The sequence below is a fragment of the Pseudoalteromonas sp. OFAV1 genome (genome assembly GCF_021532595.1).
In the GTDB taxonomy this organism is placed as follows: Bacteria; Pseudomonadota; Gammaproteobacteria; order Enterobacterales; family Alteromonadaceae; genus Pseudoalteromonas; species Pseudoalteromonas lipolytica_C.
The window spans coordinates 31,941-51,471 of the sequence record NZ_JAKGBG010000014.1; the positions used below are offsets into that span (position 1 = coordinate 31,941).

Here is a 19,531-nt window from a genome sequence, read left to right on the forward strand (position 1 = left end):
TAAAAGGTTCTAACATGGAAACCACAAACAAGCTAAAAGATATTAATGAAGTACTGGATTTCTTATACCAAGAATTTCCACAATGTTTTAAACAAAAAGACGGCATTCAACCGCTAAAAGTAGGTATTTTTAAAGATATCGCTGAGCGCATTGAAGGTTCTGAGAAAGTAAGTAAAACTCAGGTTCGTCAAGCGCTAAGAAAATACACCTCTAATTGGCGTTATTTAGAAGCAGTAACTAAATCTGAGTTTCGTATCGATCTTGATGGTAATCAAGACGAAAAAGTGGAACAAGAACACGTTGAACATGCACAAAAAGCGTTAGAAGAAAGCCGTGCAAAAATGGCTAAACGCAAAAAGCAACAACGTCCACGCAAAGACGGTGACACAAAATCTTACAAAAAGAATACGGGTCATCATGCAAAATCAGCTGAAAAAGGCGCTAAAGTTAGCAATAAGCCTGCAAAAGCTGCACCTGCAAAACGTTCTGGAAAAGTTGAACCTTTACCTGCCTCTGAGGTCAAGGTAAATAGCAAAGTTAAAGTTAAACTTGGCCAAGCACTTGTTAATGCGGTTATTACTGAAGTGAACAAAGATGAGGTTCATGTTGAGTTAGTAACAGGGATGCAAGTTAAGACCAAAGCAGACAGCCTGTATATCATTTAATAGCTGTAAAAAATTAAGGAGTTGTGTATGAGTAATAAGTTTACGCTCATTCCGTTAGTCGCTGCCCTGTTTTCAGGTTCATTATTGGCATCTACAGACAATCTTACTGTTGAAGATTTGCCTATTCTTAAGCAAGAAAGCCAGCATAGTACGGCTAGTAAACGGGTGACAAACTTATTTACTCGTGCACACTACAAACCTATTCGTTTTAACGACGAATTATCTGAGCAAGTTTTTGATCGTTACATCGAATCCCTTGATTTCAACAAAAGTGTTTTTTTAGCTTCAGATATTGCATCATTCTCGCAATATAAAGACCAGTTTGATAATGCACTTTCGACAGGGAAGCTTGGGTTTGCTTTTGATATTTTTAACTTAAGCTTAAAACGACGTTTTGAGCGTTATGATTATTCATTGTCATTACTTGATAAAGAAATGACTTTTGATAAAGAAGATGAATACATGTTCGACCGCGAGGACGCGAGTTGGGCAACAACTCAGGCTGAGTTAGATGAGTTATGGCGTCAACGAGTTAAATATGATGCGTTACGCTTAAAAATGACAGGTAAAGATTGGCAAGGCATTAAAGATGTTTTAACCAAGCGTTACCACAATGCGCAAAAACGCTTAGTACAAACAAATAGTGAAGATGCGTTTCAAATTGTAATGAACTCGTTTGCACGAAGCATCGAAGCGCATACTTCTTATTTATCTCCACGACGTGCTGAACAATTCAAGATGGATATGGACCTTGAGTTAGAAGGTATCGGCGCAGTCCTTAGTTATGATGAAGATTACACAGTAATTCGTAGCCTAGTACCGGGTGGTCCAGCAGATAAGTCAGAGCAAATTAAAGCTGATGACCGTATTATTGGTGTTGCCCAAGAAGGTGAAGACTTTGTTGATGTTATCGGTTGGCGCTTAGATGATGTTGTTGAGCTTATAAAAGGTCCAAAAGGCACCAAAGTACGTTTACAATATCTAAAAGGTGCAGATGCTCACGGCACTCCTAAAGTGGTTGAAATAACCCGTGATAAAATTCGCTTAGAAGACCGTGCTGCCAAATCAAATGTGTTTGAAGCAAAGTATTCAGATTTAACCAGTAAAATCGGTGTGATTGAAATACCAGGCTTTTACAATAACCTATCACAAGATGTAAAAGTTGAGCTTGCTAAATTAAAAGAAGCTAAAGTTGATGGTATTATCATCGACTTACGTCAAAATGGTGGTGGTTCTTTATATGAAGCGACACAACTTTCTGGTTTATTTATAGATCAAGGCCCGGTCGTTCAAATCCATACACTAAATAATCGTATTGAAGAGCAAAAAGACCGTGATGGTGTGACTTTTTATGATGGCCCATTAACGGTATTAGTTGACCGTTATAGTGCCTCTGCCTCGGAAATTTTTGCTGCGGCAATGCAAGATTATGGTCGTGCAATTGTGATTGGTGAGCAAACATTTGGTAAAGGCACTGTACAGCAGCATAAACCGCTTGGCCGTGCTTACGATTTATATGATCATCCATTAGGTAGCGTGCAATATACGATTGCAAAATTCTACCGTATCAATGGCGGTAGTACACAGCACAAAGGCGTGATACCAGACGTATCTTTCCCTTCAGCTATCGATCCTGCAGAATGGGGCGAAAGCCAGCAAGATAATGCACTACCTTGGGATAGTATCATCCGTGCTAAATACAACTCAGTTGATAACCTAAAACCAGCTATCTCTTACGTTAATAAGCTTCATGATGCACGTATTGCAAGTGAACCTGAGTTTGGTTATGTGTTTGATGACATTAAGCGCTATCAAGAAGAGAAAGACCGTAAGACTATCTCACTAGTTGAAGCTGACCGCTTAAAAGAGAAAGACGAAGGCGAAGAGCGTGCATTAGAGCGTGCGAATGAACGTTTGGTTCGTCTGGGTGAAAAGCCAGTTGAGAAACTAGACGACTTACCTGATGTGCTAGATGATTTAGACCCATTCTTAGAAGAAGCGGCTCTGATCACTCAGGACTATATTAAATATGGTCGTATCGCGAAAAAATAATTAGCATTTTTTTAGCAAAATTGTTCAATAAAAAGGCGCTTAGGCGCCTTTTTTGCTACCTAAAACAGGTCATCTTGTTATAATGAAAAATCTGATAGCCTTAAACTATAAGGGTTTGAGGCTTATGAACAATAATAATTAAACACGCCATATAAGACGTGTAGGAGACTATCTTTTGAATTCAGTTGAAGATAAACCTGTTAAACAGGCCAGCTTTTTGGACGCCCTGATCCCAATTTCAGTGCTGGTTTGCCTGCTAGGTGCAGCAGTTTACTTATTCGGTGATAACTCATCATCGGGTCCAAATCAAATCGCATTATTATTTGCCACCTTTACTGCCGCATTAATTGGCTTAAAAAATGGTTATACCTGGAAGAAACTAGAACAAGCCATGATCGAAGGGATCACTTTGTCTCTTGGTGCAATCATCATTCTTTTGATGGTCGGTGCTTTAATTGGTACTTGGCTACTTTCAGGCACTGTACCAACCTTAATTTACTATGGTTTACAGATCATTAATCCAAGCTGGTTTTACGCAGCAAGTTGCTTAATTTGTGGCATTGTTGCGATGAGTATCGGTAGCTCATGGACTACAGCTGCGACCATTGGTGTTGCACTGCTTGGTGTCGCAACAGGCCTTGGCCTTGAACAAGTTGTTACTGCGGGTGCGGTTATTTCTGGTGCTTACTTTGGTGATAAGTTAAGTCCATTATCAGAAACCACTAATTTGGCTCCTGCTGTTGCGGGAGCTGATTTATTTGAACATATTCATCATATGCTCTGGACAACAGTGCCAAGCTTTATTATTGCGTTAATTATTTTTATTTTTATGGGATTTAATGCAGGTGGTTCGACAGAAGCAGGCCGTATTGATGAAATCGTTAATTTATTAGAGCAAAACTTCAATATTGGCTTTGAGATGCTAGTGCCGTTAGCTGTATTACTTTTCTTAGCGATCCGTAAAATGCCAGCATTTCCTGCAATTTCTATCGGGGCAGTATTAGGTGCGATTTGGGCGATGTTATTTCAATCAGATTTAATAAATAGCCAAATTGATGCATCACAAGGCCACGCGATTGGCTATTTTAAACTAGTTTGGACAACCTTCTTCGACGGTTTCAGTATCGATACTGGCGATGAAAAAATGGACTCACTATTAAGTGGTGGCGGTATGGCAGGCATGCTAACAACAACTTGGCTGATTATGACAGCCTTGATGTTCGGCGCTATTATGGAAAAAACCGGTTTACTTGATATGTTCGTAAAGAGCATTTTAAAAATAGCAAAAAGCACAGGCTCGCTTATTACTGCCACTATCGCAACCTGTATTGGTACAAATGCGGTAGCAGCTGACCAATATATTGCGATTGTTGTTCCTGGTCGAATGTTTAAAGACGAGTACGAAAAGCGCGGTTTGAAGCCAGTTAACTTATCTCGCACATTAGAGGATGGCGGTACTATTACAAGCCCACTTATACCTTGGAATACCTGTGGTGCTTACATGCAGAGTGTTTTATTAATAAATCCATTTGATTACGCTATGTATGCATTCTTTAATTTAATTAATCCATTCTTAGCGGTTGTTTACGCCTATTTAGGTATTAAGATTTTACGTATTACCCCAAAACACGTTAAACAAGAAGCTAGCGCTGAATAATAAACTTAGGCCCTGTATAGTTGCAGGGCCATTTTGGAGCCAGTTATGTCTGCTACGAGTAAACCTCAAGCTCAATATTTAAAAGATTATCAAGCCCCTCAATTTTCAATTCAACATATCGATTTACGCTTCGAATTAGCGCCTTTACAAACGTCAGTACAGTCTACAATGACAATCAATCGTACTGATGAAAGTAATTCGGACCTTGCTCTTGATGGTGTTGATTTAACGCTTATCTCAGTGGTGGTTGATGATAAAGCCTATGATGATTATACACTCGAAGATGAAAAACTAATCATTCATAACCTACCAGAAAACTTTATTCTGAAAATAGAAAACCATATTGATCCGCAAACGAATACTTCACTAGAAGGTTTGTATTTGTCGGGTGGTGCTTACTGTACGCAATGTGAAGCCGAAGGTTTTCGAAAAATTACCTATTACCTCGACCGTCCAGACGTACTTGCCAGTTTTGATGTGACTATTATTGCTGACAAAAAATATACTCACTTGCTCTCAAATGGTAACCAAATTGAGGCTGGTAACTTAGATGACGGTCGGCACTTTGTAAAATGGCAAGACCCATTTAAAAAGCCTAGCTACTTATTTGCATTAGTCGCTGGTGACTTTGATGTGCTACGTGATCATTATACAACCAAGTCAGGTCGCAATGTTGAATTAGCTTTATTTGTTGATAAAGGAAATTTATCAAAAACACCTCATGCTATGACATCTCTCAAAAAATCAATGCGATGGGATGAAGAGCGCTTTAACCTTGAATACGATTTAGATATTTACATGATTGTCGCTGTTGATTTCTTCAACATGGGCGCGATGGAAAATAAAGGTTTAAATATCTTTAACTCTAAATGTGTTCTGGCGAATCAAGAAACAGCCACAGATAAAGATTACCATACGATTGAATCAATTGTAGGTCACGAGTACTTCCACAACTGGACAGGAAACCGAGTTACATGCCGTGATTGGTTCCAATTGTCTTTAAAAGAGGGATTGACTGTTTTCCGCGATCAAGAGTTTAGTAGTGATATGGGGTCGCGAGCACTCAATCGAATTGATGCGGTTAAAGTGATGCGAACGCACCAATTTAGTGAAGATGCGGGGCCAATGGCACACCCAATTCGCCCTGAAAAAGTCATCGAAATGAACAACTTTTACACGGTTACTGTGTATGACAAAGGGGCTGAAGTTATTCGTATGATGCATACCTTACTGGGTGAAGAAAAGTTCCAACAAGGTATGTCATTGTATTTTGAGCGTCATGACGGACAAGCTGTTACCTGTGATGATTTTGTTGCTGCTATGAGTGATGCATCAGGTATCGATTTAACGCAATTTAAGCGTTGGTATAGTCAAGCTGGAACGCCAAAACTTAATGTAGAACAAGTTTACGATGAACAAAAGCAGACCTTCACACTCAGCATTGAACAGTTTGCTCCTGATAATCAACCTGACAATGCCTTATTGCATATTCCGTTTGCTGTTGAGCTTTTAGACAGTGTAGGGCAGTCACTACCTCTTGTGATTAATAACCAGCCACAAGATTCGGTATTAAATGTCACTGAAAAAACACAGCAGTTTGTTTTTGAAGGGATTAAACAGCGTCCAGTCGCAGTGCTGTTAGAGGACTTCTCTGCGCCATGCATTGTTAATCAAAACACTTCTGCTGCTGATCTTTTACATATTATGCGTTTTGCCCGTAGTGACTTTTCGCGCTGGGATGCTCAACAACGCTTATTTACTAATGAGATGAAACAAGCTGTTGCATCTGGTGATGCTAACTTATCAGATGAAATAATTAATGCGCTTAAAACACTTATTGATGAGCGAGAGGGTGATCTTGCACTAATTGCAGAACTGTTAAAACTCCCCAGTTACGATACTTTAGCCGCGGAATACTCAATCATTCCTGTGGATGACATCATCTCAGTGCAAAATACCTTTGAAGCGCAAATTGCAAGCAGTTTAGCTGACTCTTTTGTTAATTGTTATAACGCTCTGTTGGATGATGGATCAACCTCTGCAACTGCTGTAGCCATACGTGCTCTTAAACAAGTTTGCTTGTACTATTTAGCTAAAACAAATCACAACTCAGTAAATAGCTTAATTAATGAGTCTGCTCACAGTAGTAATATGACGAATGTATTGGCAGCATTAAGTGCTGTTGTGAAAGCTAACCACCCATTGTGTGACACATTACTTGATGAATTTGATGCAAAATGGCGTCATGATGTACTTGTAATGGATAAATGGTTTGCACTGCAAGCGATGAAAGAGACAGCGAGCAGTATTGAAGATATTAAAGCTCTTTATAATCATCCAAGCTTCGATTTTGGAAACCCAAATCGTGTACGGGCATTAGTTGGCAGCTTTAGTCATTTTAATATTACCCAATTCCATCGTGCAGATGGTAAAGGTTATGAACTTTTGGGCGACTTATTAGTTAAATTAAATGATATTAACCCTCAAAATGCATCGCGAATGCTAACACCATTTATGTCATGGCGACGTTACGACGAAAATCGTTCAGCAGCTATAAAAGCGCAGTTAATGCGTTTAGCAAATTTAGAAGGGTTAAGCGATGATTTATTTGAAAAGGTTGAGAAAGCACTTGAAAGCTAATGAGAGAATACTATTTTGCTTTGTACCTTAGTTATGCTGAATGTCTTGATTACTATCATGGTAAATATAAGTCTGTTCAGGTAACAGAAGACGGCGGTAAAATCGTACGATTCGATGCTCGTTATTTACGCCCGCACATTTCTTCTTTAGGAATAAGAGGGCGCTTTCGGCTAACATTAACCGATGAAAATCAGTTTATAAAATTAGAGAAAGTGAGTTAAAAAGCAGCTATAGCTGCTTTTTTATTGCTCAGTACCCAGTAAAAAAGCCTCATTTGTAGTTATTTTCTTGCTCTTCAAAACAGTAATTTTATTATATTTTTGTTAATTCGATTTGTTCTATTGTTAATTTACGTGTATAAAATATCTGGTATGACGTCTTACCAATACGTAAACGTCACATTTTTAAATAAATATTAACCGATTGAACGCGTTCTATATTGTATTTTTATTGTTTCGCTTCTATCGTTAGAAAGATACTAAAAACAACAATTTGATCACAGAACAACCCGTTACAGGGGGATGAACACAATGATAAAACGATCGCTTTTTGTTAAAAACAAAATAGCTTTGGGACTCGCGGCGGCTACACTCGGAATCTCAAGTACATCTTTGCATGCAGCAAACTTCGAGTTAGGGGACTTTGACGTACGTTTTGACTCTAACTTTTCTTATGGTCAAAGCATTCGTGTTGAAGACCGAGATTTTAAACATATAGGTAAAAGTAATAATCCTTCATTCGATTGGACGGGTTATCATTCTGCGTTAAATCCTATTTATTCTTCTGCGGATGTTTGGAACCAACCTGGTGCCTACTCTAATAATGGTGATGCAGGGAATTTAAATTTTGATAGTGGTGATTCATTCTCAAAATTATTAAAGGGCAACCACGAGTTATCAATTAGTAAAGATAACTATGGTTTCTTTACACGCTTTATGTATTTTTACGACTTTGCATTGATGGATGGCGATTTTGCATACAGCAATCCTACATCAGGTAACAAAGTAGACCCATGTGACGATGATGACACTAAAGAACAAGTATGTGCTGATTTACGTTTATTAGATGCGTACGTTTGGGCAAACTTCGATTTAAATGAAGGTCGTAACCCTCTGTCTATTCGCTTAGGTCAGCAAGTTGTAAACTGGGGTGAAAGTACCTTGATTTCTCATGGTATAAACGTTAACCCAGTTGATATCGATCGTTTAAAAGCGCCAGGCGCTGAGTTAAAAGAAGCCTTTATCCCTGTGGGTATGCTTTGGGCATCACTTGGCATTACAGATAACTTAACACTGGAAGGCTTTTACCAATATGAATGGCATGAAACACGTCTTCCAGCTGCAGGCACGTACTTCTCGACTAACGATTTCGCGTCAGAAAATGGTTATCAGCAAAATATTCAACTAGGTTTTACATCAAACCCAGATATCGATTTAGCATTCTTAACAGAAAGCTTAAACAGCTTAGACGATATTGTGCGTTCGCAAGGTGTTGATCCAACATCTGCGCAAGGTCAAGCTATGATGGCGCAAATGTATTTAGCTTATCCGACTAAAGTAGCTCTTAAAGGTAAGGGCAGTGCGGGTAAAAATGAGCCAGATGATGGTGGTCAATATGGTTTACGTTTAGGTATGTTTTTACCTGAATTAAACGATACTGAAGTGGCTTTATACCACATCAATTACCATAGCCGACGCCCAGTAATTTCTGGTCAAGTATCTAATTTTACAGCTGGTGCTATCGCGGCTGATATTGGTATGTTGTTATCTACAGAAATCACTGAAGATAATGTAACTAGCTTACAAGCATTCACCAAAGGCCAATTAGAATACCCTGAAGATATTAAGCTTTATGGTATCAGCTTTAATACATCATTAGGCGAAACTGCTTTCGCTGGTGAATTTGCATTCCGTCAAGATGAGCCACTACAAATTGATGACGTAGAGCTTCTTTATGCGGGTATGCCAGAACAACTAGCCGTGGCTGGAATTCGACCTGACTTTGCGGGTATTTCGCAAATGAGTTTGGGTGATGCTACAAGTGTTGTAGGTCCTGGTGAAGTGGCGCAAGGCTTTATATTACGTAACACAGCACAATTACAATTTACAGCAACGCATCTATTTGGCCCATCATTAGGTGCAGACAGCTGGGCGGTTGTTGGTGAAATCGGTGGTGTGCGCATTAATAATATGCCTGAATACGATGAGCTGCGTTTAAACGTTGCTGGTACGGGTCGAAGCGGCATTATGCAGGGGCCACTGAGCGATGATTATTCAACCCTTCATATGGGTTTATCGAATGGTCCTGAAACGAATCCGTTCCCAACAGCATCGGCATGGGGTTATCGTTTAATCGCTAAAGGTGATTACTATAACATTTTCAACGGTGTTAACTTCTCGCCACGTTTTGTGTTCTCACATGATGTGAATGGTATTACACCTGATCCGATGTTCTTATTTGTTGAAGACCGTAAATCACTCGGTGTAACGATGAACTTCAACTATCAAAATGCGTGGTCATTCGACTTTAGCTATAACTCTTTCTGGGGTGGTGGCGCGACGAATACATTCTCTGACCGCGATTATGTTTCATTTAATATTAAATATTCAATCTAAGGGTAAATTATGATTATTAGAAAACCTACCCTCATTGCTGCAGCTTTTTGTAGCGTTTTCGCAAGCTCTAGTGTACTTGCAAAAATTACTGCTGATGAAGCAGCACGTTTAGGTAATGACTTAACGCCAATTGGCGCAGAAAAAGCAGCTAACAAAGATGGTTCTATTCCAGCTTGGACGGGTGGTATCACAACCCCTCCTGCAGACTATAAACCAGGCATGCATCACCCAGACCCATTCGCTGATGATAAAGTGTTGTTCACCATCGATAAGTCAAACGTTGATAAATATAAAGAGTACTTGAGCCCTGGTCAGGTTGAATTATTCAACACTTATCCAGACACGTTTAAGATGAACATTTATCCAACGCGTCGTAGTGCGTCTTATCCGCAGTTTGTTTATGATGCGACTAAAAAATACGCTACGACAGCCGAGTTAGTTGAAGGTGGTAACGGTATTAAAAACACAGCTGTGGGTGTACCGTTCCCAATTCCAAAAGATGGTTTAGAAGCAATTTGGAATCACCTTTTACGTTTCCGTGGTTTATCAATTGAACGCTCTGGTGGTCAAGCAGCACCAACAGCGTCAGGCTCATATAATTATGTAGGTTTTGAAGAGCAACTTTTAGTTGAATATTCATCACCAGATGCAACGCCAGAAAAACTGCAAGAATCTAATATCTTGTTTAAGTTTAAGCAAAAAGTAACTGAGCCAGCTCGTCTAGCAGGTACTGCGTTATTAGTTCATGAAACTATGGACCAAATCTTAACGCCACGCCAAGCATGGACGTACAACTCAGGTCAGCGTCGAGTTCGTCGTGCGCCTAATGTTGCATATGATGCACCAGGAACAGCGGCTGATAGCTTACGTACCACTGATGACTTTGATATGTTCAACGGTTCTCCTAACCGTTACAACTGGACATTAAAAGGTAAGCAAGAGCTTTATATTCCATATAACAGCTATAAACTTCACAGCGATAAGTTAAGCTATGATGATATCTTGCAAGCTGGTCACATTAACCCTGAATATGTTCGTTACGAAAAGCACCGTGTTTGGGTTGTAGAAGCAAACCTGAAAGAAGGTACGCGTCATATTTATAAGAAACGTGTTTTCTATATTGATGAAGATAGCTGGCAAGTACATGTAACGGATATTTATGATAACCGTGACCAAATGTATCGTGTAGCAATGGCACATGGTCTTAACTACTATGAAGTACCGACTCATTGGAGTACGTTAGAAGTTTATCATGACCTTAACTCACGCCGTTACCTAGCAATTGGTTTAGATAACCAAGAAAAAATGTATGATTTCTCACAATCATTCAATGATAACGAGTTCACTTCAAGCGCTTTACGCCGCGAAGGTCGTTAAACAATCTAAGGCACCTGACTTCAGGTGCCTTTTGCAATTCGCGTAAGTCATCAAGACACGCAATTGGTTTTCCCAGTGGCTTTTTTGACTTCTCTTTTTATCTTTTCGAAGGCGATTTATCTTTATGAAGTATTTGCTTTATGCCTGTCTTGCTTATAGTGCTTCATGTTTTTCTCAAGACATGCCCACACCGCAACAAGCGATTAGTGCCGTTAATGCAAACAAAACTCTACTCACTGACATCGAATTGGTCGGTGAAAAACTGGTTGCTGTTGGTAAACATGGTGTGGTTATCACTGGTACTGACGCACAAACATGGCAGCAAGCCAGTGTACCAACACAAGTATTACTCACCGCGGTTGATTTTTATAATGACGAATTAGGCTGGGCTTGTGGCCACGATGCCACTATTATCAACACCGTGGATGCTGCTAAAACTTGGCAGTTACAACAATCTTTACCAAACATGGATAAACCATGTTTAGATATTCTTTTTACATCTGAAAGCCATGGTTATGCAGTGGGTGCATACGGCATGTTTTTTGAAACCACTGATGGTGGCCAAACATGGCAGAAACGTTTTTTAGATAGCTTGTTATTTGAAGATGATCGCGACTATTTGAATGATTTAAAAGAAACAGATCCTGAAGGATATGAGCTTGAGACGGCATCAATTTTGCCGCATTTTAATCGTATAGTGAAAACTAAAGACCGATTAATCTTAGCAGGTGAAATGGGGCTAATGGCCGAAAGTGTTGATAATGGCCAAACATGGCAACGTCTTGAAGAGATTTATATGGGCTCTTTCTTTACGTTTGCGTCAACTGCAGATCAGGGTGGTGAAGACCTAGTTGCAGGTCTTCGTGGCAATATATTTACTCGTCAAGCAAATAGTGATCAGTGGTTACCAATTCAAAACACTAATTATGCCACCGTCAACAGCGCAATAAACCACAATAACGAATGGCTTTTATTTGCCAATAGTGGGGTTATTTTTCATGTTAAGGGTGATCAAATATCAGAAGAGCAAATGGCCGATGGCAAATCATTGCTCGACGGTGTTGTGTTTCAAGACAAACTAATTATGGCTTCAGAAAATGGCATTAAAGTGAAGGAGTTGAATCCGTAATGCGTGGTTTATTAGACTTTTTAGAAAGAGCGGTGTTTCGTCATCGCTTGTTCGCAATTATTTCCTTTGCTTTGATCACCTGTTTTTTATTATTCAAAGCAACACAAATTCAATTAGACGCCTCGTTTAATAAAAATATCCCTCTTAATCATGAATACATGAAAGTATACACCAAACACGAAAAGCAATTTGGTGGTGCAAATAGCATTTTAATTTCGGTTTGTGATGCTGACGGTGATATTTTCAATGAAGAATTTTTTACCCAACTAAAAGCAGTTCATGACCAGCTTTATTTTATTCCAGGTGTTAACCGTCCATTAGTTAATTCAATTTTCGCACCGAGTGCACGTTTTGTTGAAGTTGTTGAAGATGGCTTCGCTGGTGGTCCAATTATTCCGGCTAACTTCACAGCTGATAAACGTGGTCTTGCAGTTGTAAAAGAAAACATCGAAAAAGCAAAAGTAGTCGGCCGTATGATCGCCAGTGACTATTCGTGTGCAATGGTAACAGCCCAGTTACTCGAGACTGATCCGCAAACACAAGAAAAACTCGATACATTAGCGTTTGCAGAAAAGTTAGAAACACAAGTTCGTGAACCGTTAAGTACTGATAAAGTCAGTATCCATATTATTGGTTTTGCAAAGATGGCAGGGGATGTAGCAGAGGGTGCTAAAGGCGTACTGTTATTTTTTGCAATCGCGATTGCTTTTACCTTTGTGATGGTTTGGCTGTTCTGCCACTCTTTAAAACTGACAATTTTACCGATTGCCTGTTCAATCATTGCCGTTGTTTGGCAGTTAGGTTTGTTATCAACCTTGGGTTTTGGCTTAGACCCTATGTCAATTTTGGTGCCGTTTTTAGTGTTTGCGATTGGCGTAAGTCATGGTGTGCAAATGATCAATGACATCGGTAAAAAAGTGACGTCAGGAAGCTCAACCCGGGTGTGTTGTCAGGCAAGCTTTAGAGCACTTTTGATTCCAGGTGGAATCGCGCTGCTATCAGACACAATTGGCTTTTTAACCTTACTCACCATTGATATTGGTATTATTCGTGAACTTGCCATCACAGCAAGTTTAGGTGTGGCGGTAATTATTTTCACAAACCTCGTATTGTTACCAGTGTGGGCATCGTATATGCGCTTTGAAGGCTCAGTGCATATTCAAGCAGGAACACACTCAGACAAACCGAATTTCTTAGATAAATTGCGTGAACTGTTAGTAAAAGCGACGGACCGTAGAACCGCCGGTTTAATTATTGTGCTTACAGCGATATTATTTGCAGTGGGTTATTGGCAAGCTGACAAAATGCGCATTGGTGATTTACACGCAGGTGCGCCATCTTTGCACCAAGATGCCCGCTATAACCAAGACACCTTTTTGATTTCTGATAAATACACCATTTCATCAGATATCCTAAAAGTGATTGTAGAAGCGTATCCTGCTGCTTGTACTGAGCATGATGTGATGGAGCGTATTAGTCGTTTCCAATGGCAGATGGAAAACGTCGCAGGGGTGCAATCAGCAGTGAGTTTAAGCTCAGTTGCGCAATCTGTGAATGCCGGCTTCAACGAAGGTAACCTTAAATGGCAAAGCCTGCCGCGCAACACGGCAAGTTTAGTGCAAGCTACTTCACGCGTTGAAACAAGCTCAGGTTTACTCGATGGTAACTGCTCTGTAATGCCAGTGATTATTTTCTTAAATGACCACAAAGCAGAAACTATTGACCATGTAGTAGCAAAGGTCAAAGAGTTTGCTAAGGCTGAAGAAACGGATGAGTTGAAGTTTAAGTTAGCATCAGGGCCTGTGGGTGTAATGGCCGCAACCAACGAATCTGTATCAGCTGCACAGCTACCTATGATGCTTTACGTTTACGGCGCCGTAATCCTGCTATGCTTAATTAGCTTTAGAAGTGTTAAGGCAACGGTTGCGGTTGTATTACCTCTTTATATCGTATCAACTTTAGCGCAAGCCTTGATGGTACAACTTGAAATAGGTTTAACAGTATCGACACTACCAGTTATCGCTTTAGGTGTTGGTATCGGTGTTGATTATGGGATTTATATACTGTCATCAATGATGGGGCAGCTAAAACAAGGTGTGGCACTCGAAGTGGCTTATCGCAATGCATTAGCAGAGCGTGGCAGTGCAGTGTTATTCACGGGTATTACCTTAGCCATTGGTGTTAGCACATGGATTTTCTCTGATCTGAAGTTCCAAGTAGATATGGGTATTCTTTTGACCTTCATGTTTTTGGTTAACATGCTGGGCGCAGTACTACTTTTACCTGCAATTGGTAGCTTCCTCTGGACTGACCAGAAAAAATAATGTGAATAATTGTGCTCCAATATGGCCAGTAATGGCCATTTATATCTATATTTTGTGAATAGATGACCAAATAGCTGAAAAGCTTAAAATGATTTCATCGAAAAGGCTGTTTATTAGCTGCAAAAGAGTTAGAATTTACCTGACTCCACGCTAATAAATGGCTGTACAAATATTCTACTAATCGATAAGTAGTATAGATTAAGGAACATACAATGACACGAAATGAAGGGCAAGCCTCGGTTATCTTAGATAATGTCTGTAAGCTGATCCAGAAAAAAGTTCACGCTGATAATGTGTTACTCGTTGAGAAATTCGCCAAAGCCTTGTACAGCAATATGTCTAAAGAGGATTTGGCACATCGCAACGATAGTGACTTATATGGCGCTGCACTAAGCCTATGGAACTCGCTAGAAAAAAATAACTCTGATGACGCGGTTGTCCGTGTCTTCAATCCTGAAGTAGCAAAAGATGGCTGGCAGTCATCGCACACTATTGTTGAAATCATCGCGAAAGACATGCCTTTCTTAGTTGATTCTGTGCGTATGGCCATGACTCGCGAAAACATCTCTTCTCACTTATTACTTCACTCTCCACTGAAAATCCAACGTGACAAAAATGCTAAAATCACAGGTATTTCAAGCTTAAAAGCAGAGCAAGAATCAACGTCAACAAAAACGGTGTTCTTTATCGAGATTGATCGCCAAACAGATGCAAAAGTTATTGAGTCTTTCAAAAAAGAACTTGAGTCTGTGTTAGTTGACGTATCTATCGCTGTAGAAGATTGGCAGCCAATTCGTGAAAAGCTAATTGCTGTAACGAAGGATTTACCTAAGCGTCATCATAATAATAACGAAAGTGAAGTTGCTGAAACGGTTGAGTTTTTAGACTGGTTAGCAAAAGATAACTTTACCCTAATGGGTTATCGTGAGTATGAACTGTCGCCTGTACAGGGTGATTATCAATTAAAAGGTAAAAAAGGTACTAGCCTTGGTCTGATGAAAAACACAGACGAAGAGCACAGCCGTTTACTTTCTGAATTACCAGAAGTTGCACGTCAAGAAGCGCGTAGCAATAATTTACTGATTTTAACGAAAACTAATTCAGTGTCTCGTGTTCACCGTCCTGCTTATATTGACTATGTGGGTATCAAGCGTTTTGACGAGGAAGGTAATGTAATTGGTGAAGACCGTTTCCTTGGTTTATTCTCTTCGAGCTTCTACAACAACAGCGCCGCTGATGTTCCGGTACTGAAAAGTAAAATTAATCGCATTATGGAAATGTGTGACTTTGCTAAAGGCACACATGCTTATAAAGCGGTATTAAATATCCTAGAAACGTACCCACGTGATGAACTTGTGCAAGCACGTGAAGCCGAACTACTTGAAGTTGCTATGGGCGTACTACAAGTACAAGAGCGTGATATGTGCCGTATTTTTGTGCGTAAAGACGCATATGGCCGTTTCTTCTCTTGCATGGTCTATGTACCGCGTGAGCGCTATAACACGGCACTACGTCGTGAAACGCAACGTATCTTAGCTAACGCATTTAATTCTGACGACAAAGTCGAATTTACTACTTTCTTCTCTGAGTCAACATTAGCCCGTACTCATTATACGGTGCGTGTGACTGACAATAATATTGAATATAACGTGAAAGACATCGAAAACAACCTAATTGAAGCTGCCCGTACTTGGGAAGATAGACTCCAGTCTGCACTACTTGAAAGTGCAGGTGAAGCACGCGGTAAAGAACTAAACCGTAAATATGCACAAGCATTTGCAAGTGCATATAAAGATCAGGTTTTACCAAGTGCTGCGGTTGTTGATATCGAGAAACTTGAGCTTCTTAATGACGAAAACAAACTTGAAATGTTGTTCTATCGTCCACAAGAAGAAGCAAATACTAATGTTGTTCGTTTAAGCTTATTCCATAAAGATGAGCCAATCCACTTATCTGACGTCATGCCAATGTTAGAAAACTTTGGCTTACGTGTAGTGGGTGAAACGCCTTACTCAGTTAAAACGACAGACGGTAAAGTTAATTGGATCATGGATTTCACCATGCTAATTGACAATAAGGGCATTGCTGACTTTGATAAAGTATCTGCTCGTTTCCGTGCTGCGCTGACTAATGTTTGGAATAACCGTTTAGAAAACGATGGTTTCAACCGTTTAGTATTAATGGGTGGTTTAACCGGTCGTGAAGCGTCTATTCTTCGTGCATACGCTAAATACATGCGTCAAATTGGTGTAACTTTCTCGCAGACTTACATCGAAAGCACATTTGCAAATTACCCACATATTGCTTCGCAAATCGTTAACTTATTCACTAAAAAGTTCTCAGTTAAGAACCCTGGTAGTGAGAAGACGCTTGAGAAGCTAGTTGCGCAAGTAAATCTTGAACTAGAAAACGTAGCAAACCTAGATGATGACCGTATCATCCGTTTATACGTTGATATGATCAATGCAACTCTTAGAACGAACTTCTTCCAAAAAGAAGCGGATGGCCAATTTAAGTCATATGTATCGTTCAAGGTTCAGCCTTCTATGATCCCAGAAATGCCATTACCACTGCCTGCGTTTGAGATCTTCGTATACTCGCCGCGCGTTGAAGGTGTGCATTTACGTGGTGGTAAAGTTGCACGTGGTGGCCTACGTTGGTCTGACCGTCGTGAAGACTTCCGTACTGAGGTACTGGGTCTTGTTAAAGCGCAACAAGTTAAAAACACGGTTATCGTGCCAGTAGGTTCGAAAGGTGGTTTCGTATGTAAACAGCTACCGACAGACCGTGAAGCATTCTTCAAAGAAGGCCAAGAGTGTTACAAAATTTTCATCCGTGGTTTATTAGATATCACAGATAACATCGAACGTGGTGAGATTGTTCCGCCAGTTGATGTTGTTCGTCATGATGAAGATGACCCGTATTTAGTTGTTGCTGCCGATAAAGGTACTGCGACTTTCTCTGATATTGCAAACGGTATCGCAAATGAATATAACTTCTGGCTAGGTGATGCATTCGCATCAGGTGGCTCAGTAGGTTATGACCATAAGAAAATGGGTATCACTGCAAAAGGTGCGTGGGAGTCTGTTAAGCGTCACTTCCGTGAAATGGATATTGACTGTCAAACAACTGATTTCACTGTTGTAGCTATCGGCGACATGGCGGGAGACGTATTTGGTAACGGTATGTTGCTTTCTAAGCACATTCGCTTACAAGTGGCGTTCAACCACATGCACATCTTTGTTGATCCAAACCCAGATGCTGCAACATCTTACCCAGAGCGTGAGCGTTTATTTAACTTACCGCGTTCTTCTTGGGAAGATTACAACAAAGACCTTATCTCACAAGGTGGTGGTGTATTCTCTCGTGCGGCTAAATCAATTAGCTTAAGCCCTGAAATGAAGAAAATGCTTGGCACTAAAAAAGCGAGCATGACACCTAACGAATTAATCAAAGCAGCTCTAATGATGGAGTTTGATTTACTTTGGAATGGTGGTATCGGTACTTACATCAAGAACTCTAAAGAGACTGATGCAGATGTTGGTGACCGCGCAAATGATGCTCTTCGTATTAACGGTTCTGAGCTTGGTGCGAAGATCTTAGGCGAGGGTGGTAACTTAGGTGCTACTCAATTAGGTCGTATCGAATTTGCAGCTAAAGGCGGTCGTGTTAACACTGACTTCATCGATAACGTAGGTGGTGTTGCGTGTTCAGATAACGAAGTAAACATTAAGATCTTACTTAATGGCTTAGTTGCTGAAGGTGACTTAACGCGTAAACAACGTGATGAGCTACTTTATGCTATGACCGATGAAGTATCGCAACTGGTTCTAAAAGATTGTTATCGTCAAACGCATACCTTATCGATTACACAGTCAAAAGGCACATCAACGCTTAAAGAAAAAGTACGTTTTATCCATGCCCTTGAAAAAGATGGCAAGTTAAATCGTGCGATTGAGTTCATTCCAACTGATGAAGAACTTGCAGAGCGCGCAGCAGCGGGTAAAGATTTAACTCGTCCAGAACTATCTGTACTAGTTTCTTACGCGAAAATGGTACTTAAAGAGTCTTTAGTGGTTGATGAAATCACTGAAAACCCTTATTACCGTCAGTTATTGGTTAATTCATTCCCGGTACCACTTCGTGAGAAGTTCAACGATGCAATGGATAACCACCCACTTCGTAAAGAAATTATCGCAACAAAACTTGCCAATAATATTGTTAACGATATGGGCCTTAACTTCATGGTTCGTATGCATGAAGAAACAGGTGCTAACGAAGCAGAAATCGCGCTTTGCTATTCAATTGCAAAAGAAGTGTTCCAGATGCCAGAAACGTGGTCATCAATTGTTGCACTTGATAATAAGATCCCAGCAGCTGTACAAACAGAAATGCTTTATCAGTTACGTCGTACGGTTCGTCGTGCAACACGTTGGTTCTTACGTCATCGCAATAAAGCACAAACGATTGAGCAAGCAATTGAGTTCTTTGCACCAACATTTGCTGATTTAAGTGAAAACTTAAATAGCTACATGGTTGAAAAAGAAAGCGAGCGTTTAGTTAAAGCAGCTGAGAAGCTAATTGATAGCAATGTACCAAAAGCACTTGCGACACGAGTTGTGTCTCTATCAAGCCTATTCTCTGTAATGGACTTAGCTGAAATTGCTAATAATTCAGAGCGTAGTATTGCTATGGTATCTAACACGTACTTCAAGTTGGGTGCGCGTATGGGCTTACATTGGTTCCTTGACCAAATTACTAACCAACCGGTTGCAAATCACTGGCAAGCACTTGCTCGTGCTTCTTACCGTGAAGAGCTTGATTGGCAACAACGTACGTTATCGGCTGTGGTACTTAATAGCTTTGCAGCAGACAGCAAAGACATTGATGCACAAATTGATGAGTGGATGGATAACCAAGATCTACTTCTACAACGTTGGAAACAGATGCTATCTGAATTCAAAACATCGCAAAGCCATGATTTTGCGAAGTTCTCAGTAGCACTTCGTGAACTAATGTTGTTAAGCCACAACTGTGACACTTCCAAATAAGTGAAAAGTCGTTAAAATACA

The 19,531-nt window shown here is 40.1% G+C and carries 10 protein-coding genes; all 10 read left to right on the forward strand.

Annotated features, from left to right (window positions below; genetic code table 11):
• The first annotated feature begins 14 nt into the window (after positions 1–14).
• The 10 genes from proQ (at position 15) to L1267_RS10100 (ending at position 19,510) form a co-directional block, all read left to right on the forward strand.
• Positions 15–665 (forward strand): RNA chaperone ProQ, encoded by a 651-nt coding sequence (proQ, locus tag L1267_RS10055; protein ID WP_138557580.1) that lies wholly within the window; start codon positions 15–17, stop codon positions 663–665.
• A 27-nt stretch (positions 666–692) separates the two neighbouring features.
• Complete coding sequence (prc, locus tag L1267_RS10060; protein ID WP_135924815.1) at positions 693–2,717, forward strand: carboxy terminal-processing peptidase; 2,025 nt, start codon at positions 693–695, stop codon at positions 2,715–2,717.
• 175 nt (positions 2,718–2,892) lie between these two features.
• Entirely contained in the window at positions 2,893–4,374 is a 1,482-nt protein-coding gene (gene nhaC / locus L1267_RS10065; RefSeq protein WP_135924812.1) for a Na+/H+ antiporter NhaC, read from the forward strand.
• A gap of 45 nt (positions 4,375–4,419) precedes the next feature.
• Positions 4,420–7,014, forward strand: a complete 2,595-nt coding sequence (gene pepN / locus L1267_RS10070) for an aminopeptidase N (RefSeq protein WP_235382742.1) — start codon at positions 4,420–4,422, stop codon at positions 7,012–7,014.
• The gene (locus L1267_RS10075; RefSeq protein WP_135924807.1) at positions 7,014–7,235 is read left to right on the forward strand and encodes a DUF2835 family protein; all 222 of its coding nucleotides are present in this window, start codon (positions 7,014–7,016) and stop codon (positions 7,233–7,235) included. Before pepN ends, L1267_RS10075 begins: the two co-directional genes overlap by 1 nt.
• 309 nt (positions 7,236–7,544) lie before the next feature.
• On the forward strand, positions 7,545–9,629 hold the full coding sequence (locus tag L1267_RS10080; RefSeq protein WP_135924806.1) for a DUF1302 domain-containing protein: 2,085 nt from the start codon (positions 7,545–7,547) through the stop codon (positions 9,627–9,629).
• Between the two features lie 12 nt (positions 9,630–9,641).
• Positions 9,642–11,006, forward strand: a complete 1,365-nt coding sequence (locus L1267_RS10085; RefSeq protein ID WP_135926279.1) for a DUF1329 domain-containing protein — start codon at positions 9,642–9,644, stop codon at positions 11,004–11,006.
• Positions 11,007–11,130: 124 nt separating this feature from the next.
• Positions 11,131–12,135, forward strand: a complete 1,005-nt coding sequence (locus tag L1267_RS10090) for a WD40/YVTN/BNR-like repeat-containing protein (protein WP_235382743.1) — start codon at positions 11,131–11,133, stop codon at positions 12,133–12,135.
• Entirely contained in the window at positions 12,135–14,459 is a 2,325-nt protein-coding gene (locus L1267_RS10095; RefSeq protein WP_135924801.1) for an efflux RND transporter permease subunit, read from the forward strand. Before L1267_RS10090 ends, L1267_RS10095 begins: the two co-directional genes overlap by 1 nt.
• Positions 14,460–14,671: 212 nt before the next feature.
• Entirely contained in the window at positions 14,672–19,510 is a 4,839-nt protein-coding gene (locus L1267_RS10100) for an NAD-glutamate dehydrogenase (RefSeq protein ID WP_135924798.1), read from the forward strand.
• The last annotated feature ends 21 nt before the right edge of the window (positions 19,511–19,531 follow it).

Coding starts and splice junctions, on each gene's coding strand:
- proQ (WP_138557580.1), top strand. CDS start 15: ATGGAAACCACAAACAAGCTAAAAGATATTAATGAAGTACTGGATTTC.
- L1267_RS10100 (WP_135924798.1), top strand. CDS start 14,672: ATGACACGAAATGAAGGGCAAGCCTCGGTTATCTTAGATAATGTCTGT.
- prc (WP_135924815.1), top strand. CDS start 693: ATGAGTAATAAGTTTACGCTCATTCCGTTAGTCGCTGCCCTGTTTTCA.
- L1267_RS10095 (WP_135924801.1), top strand. CDS start 12,135: ATGCGTGGTTTATTAGACTTTTTAGAAAGAGCGGTGTTTCGTCATCGC.
- L1267_RS10075 (WP_135924807.1), top strand. CDS start 7,014: ATGAGAGAATACTATTTTGCTTTGTACCTTAGTTATGCTGAATGTCTT.
- L1267_RS10090 (WP_235382743.1), top strand. CDS start 11,131: ATGAAGTATTTGCTTTATGCCTGTCTTGCTTATAGTGCTTCATGTTTT.
- L1267_RS10080 (WP_135924806.1), top strand. CDS start 7,545: ATGATAAAACGATCGCTTTTTGTTAAAAACAAAATAGCTTTGGGACTC.
- pepN (WP_235382742.1), top strand. CDS start 4,420: ATGTCTGCTACGAGTAAACCTCAAGCTCAATATTTAAAAGATTATCAA.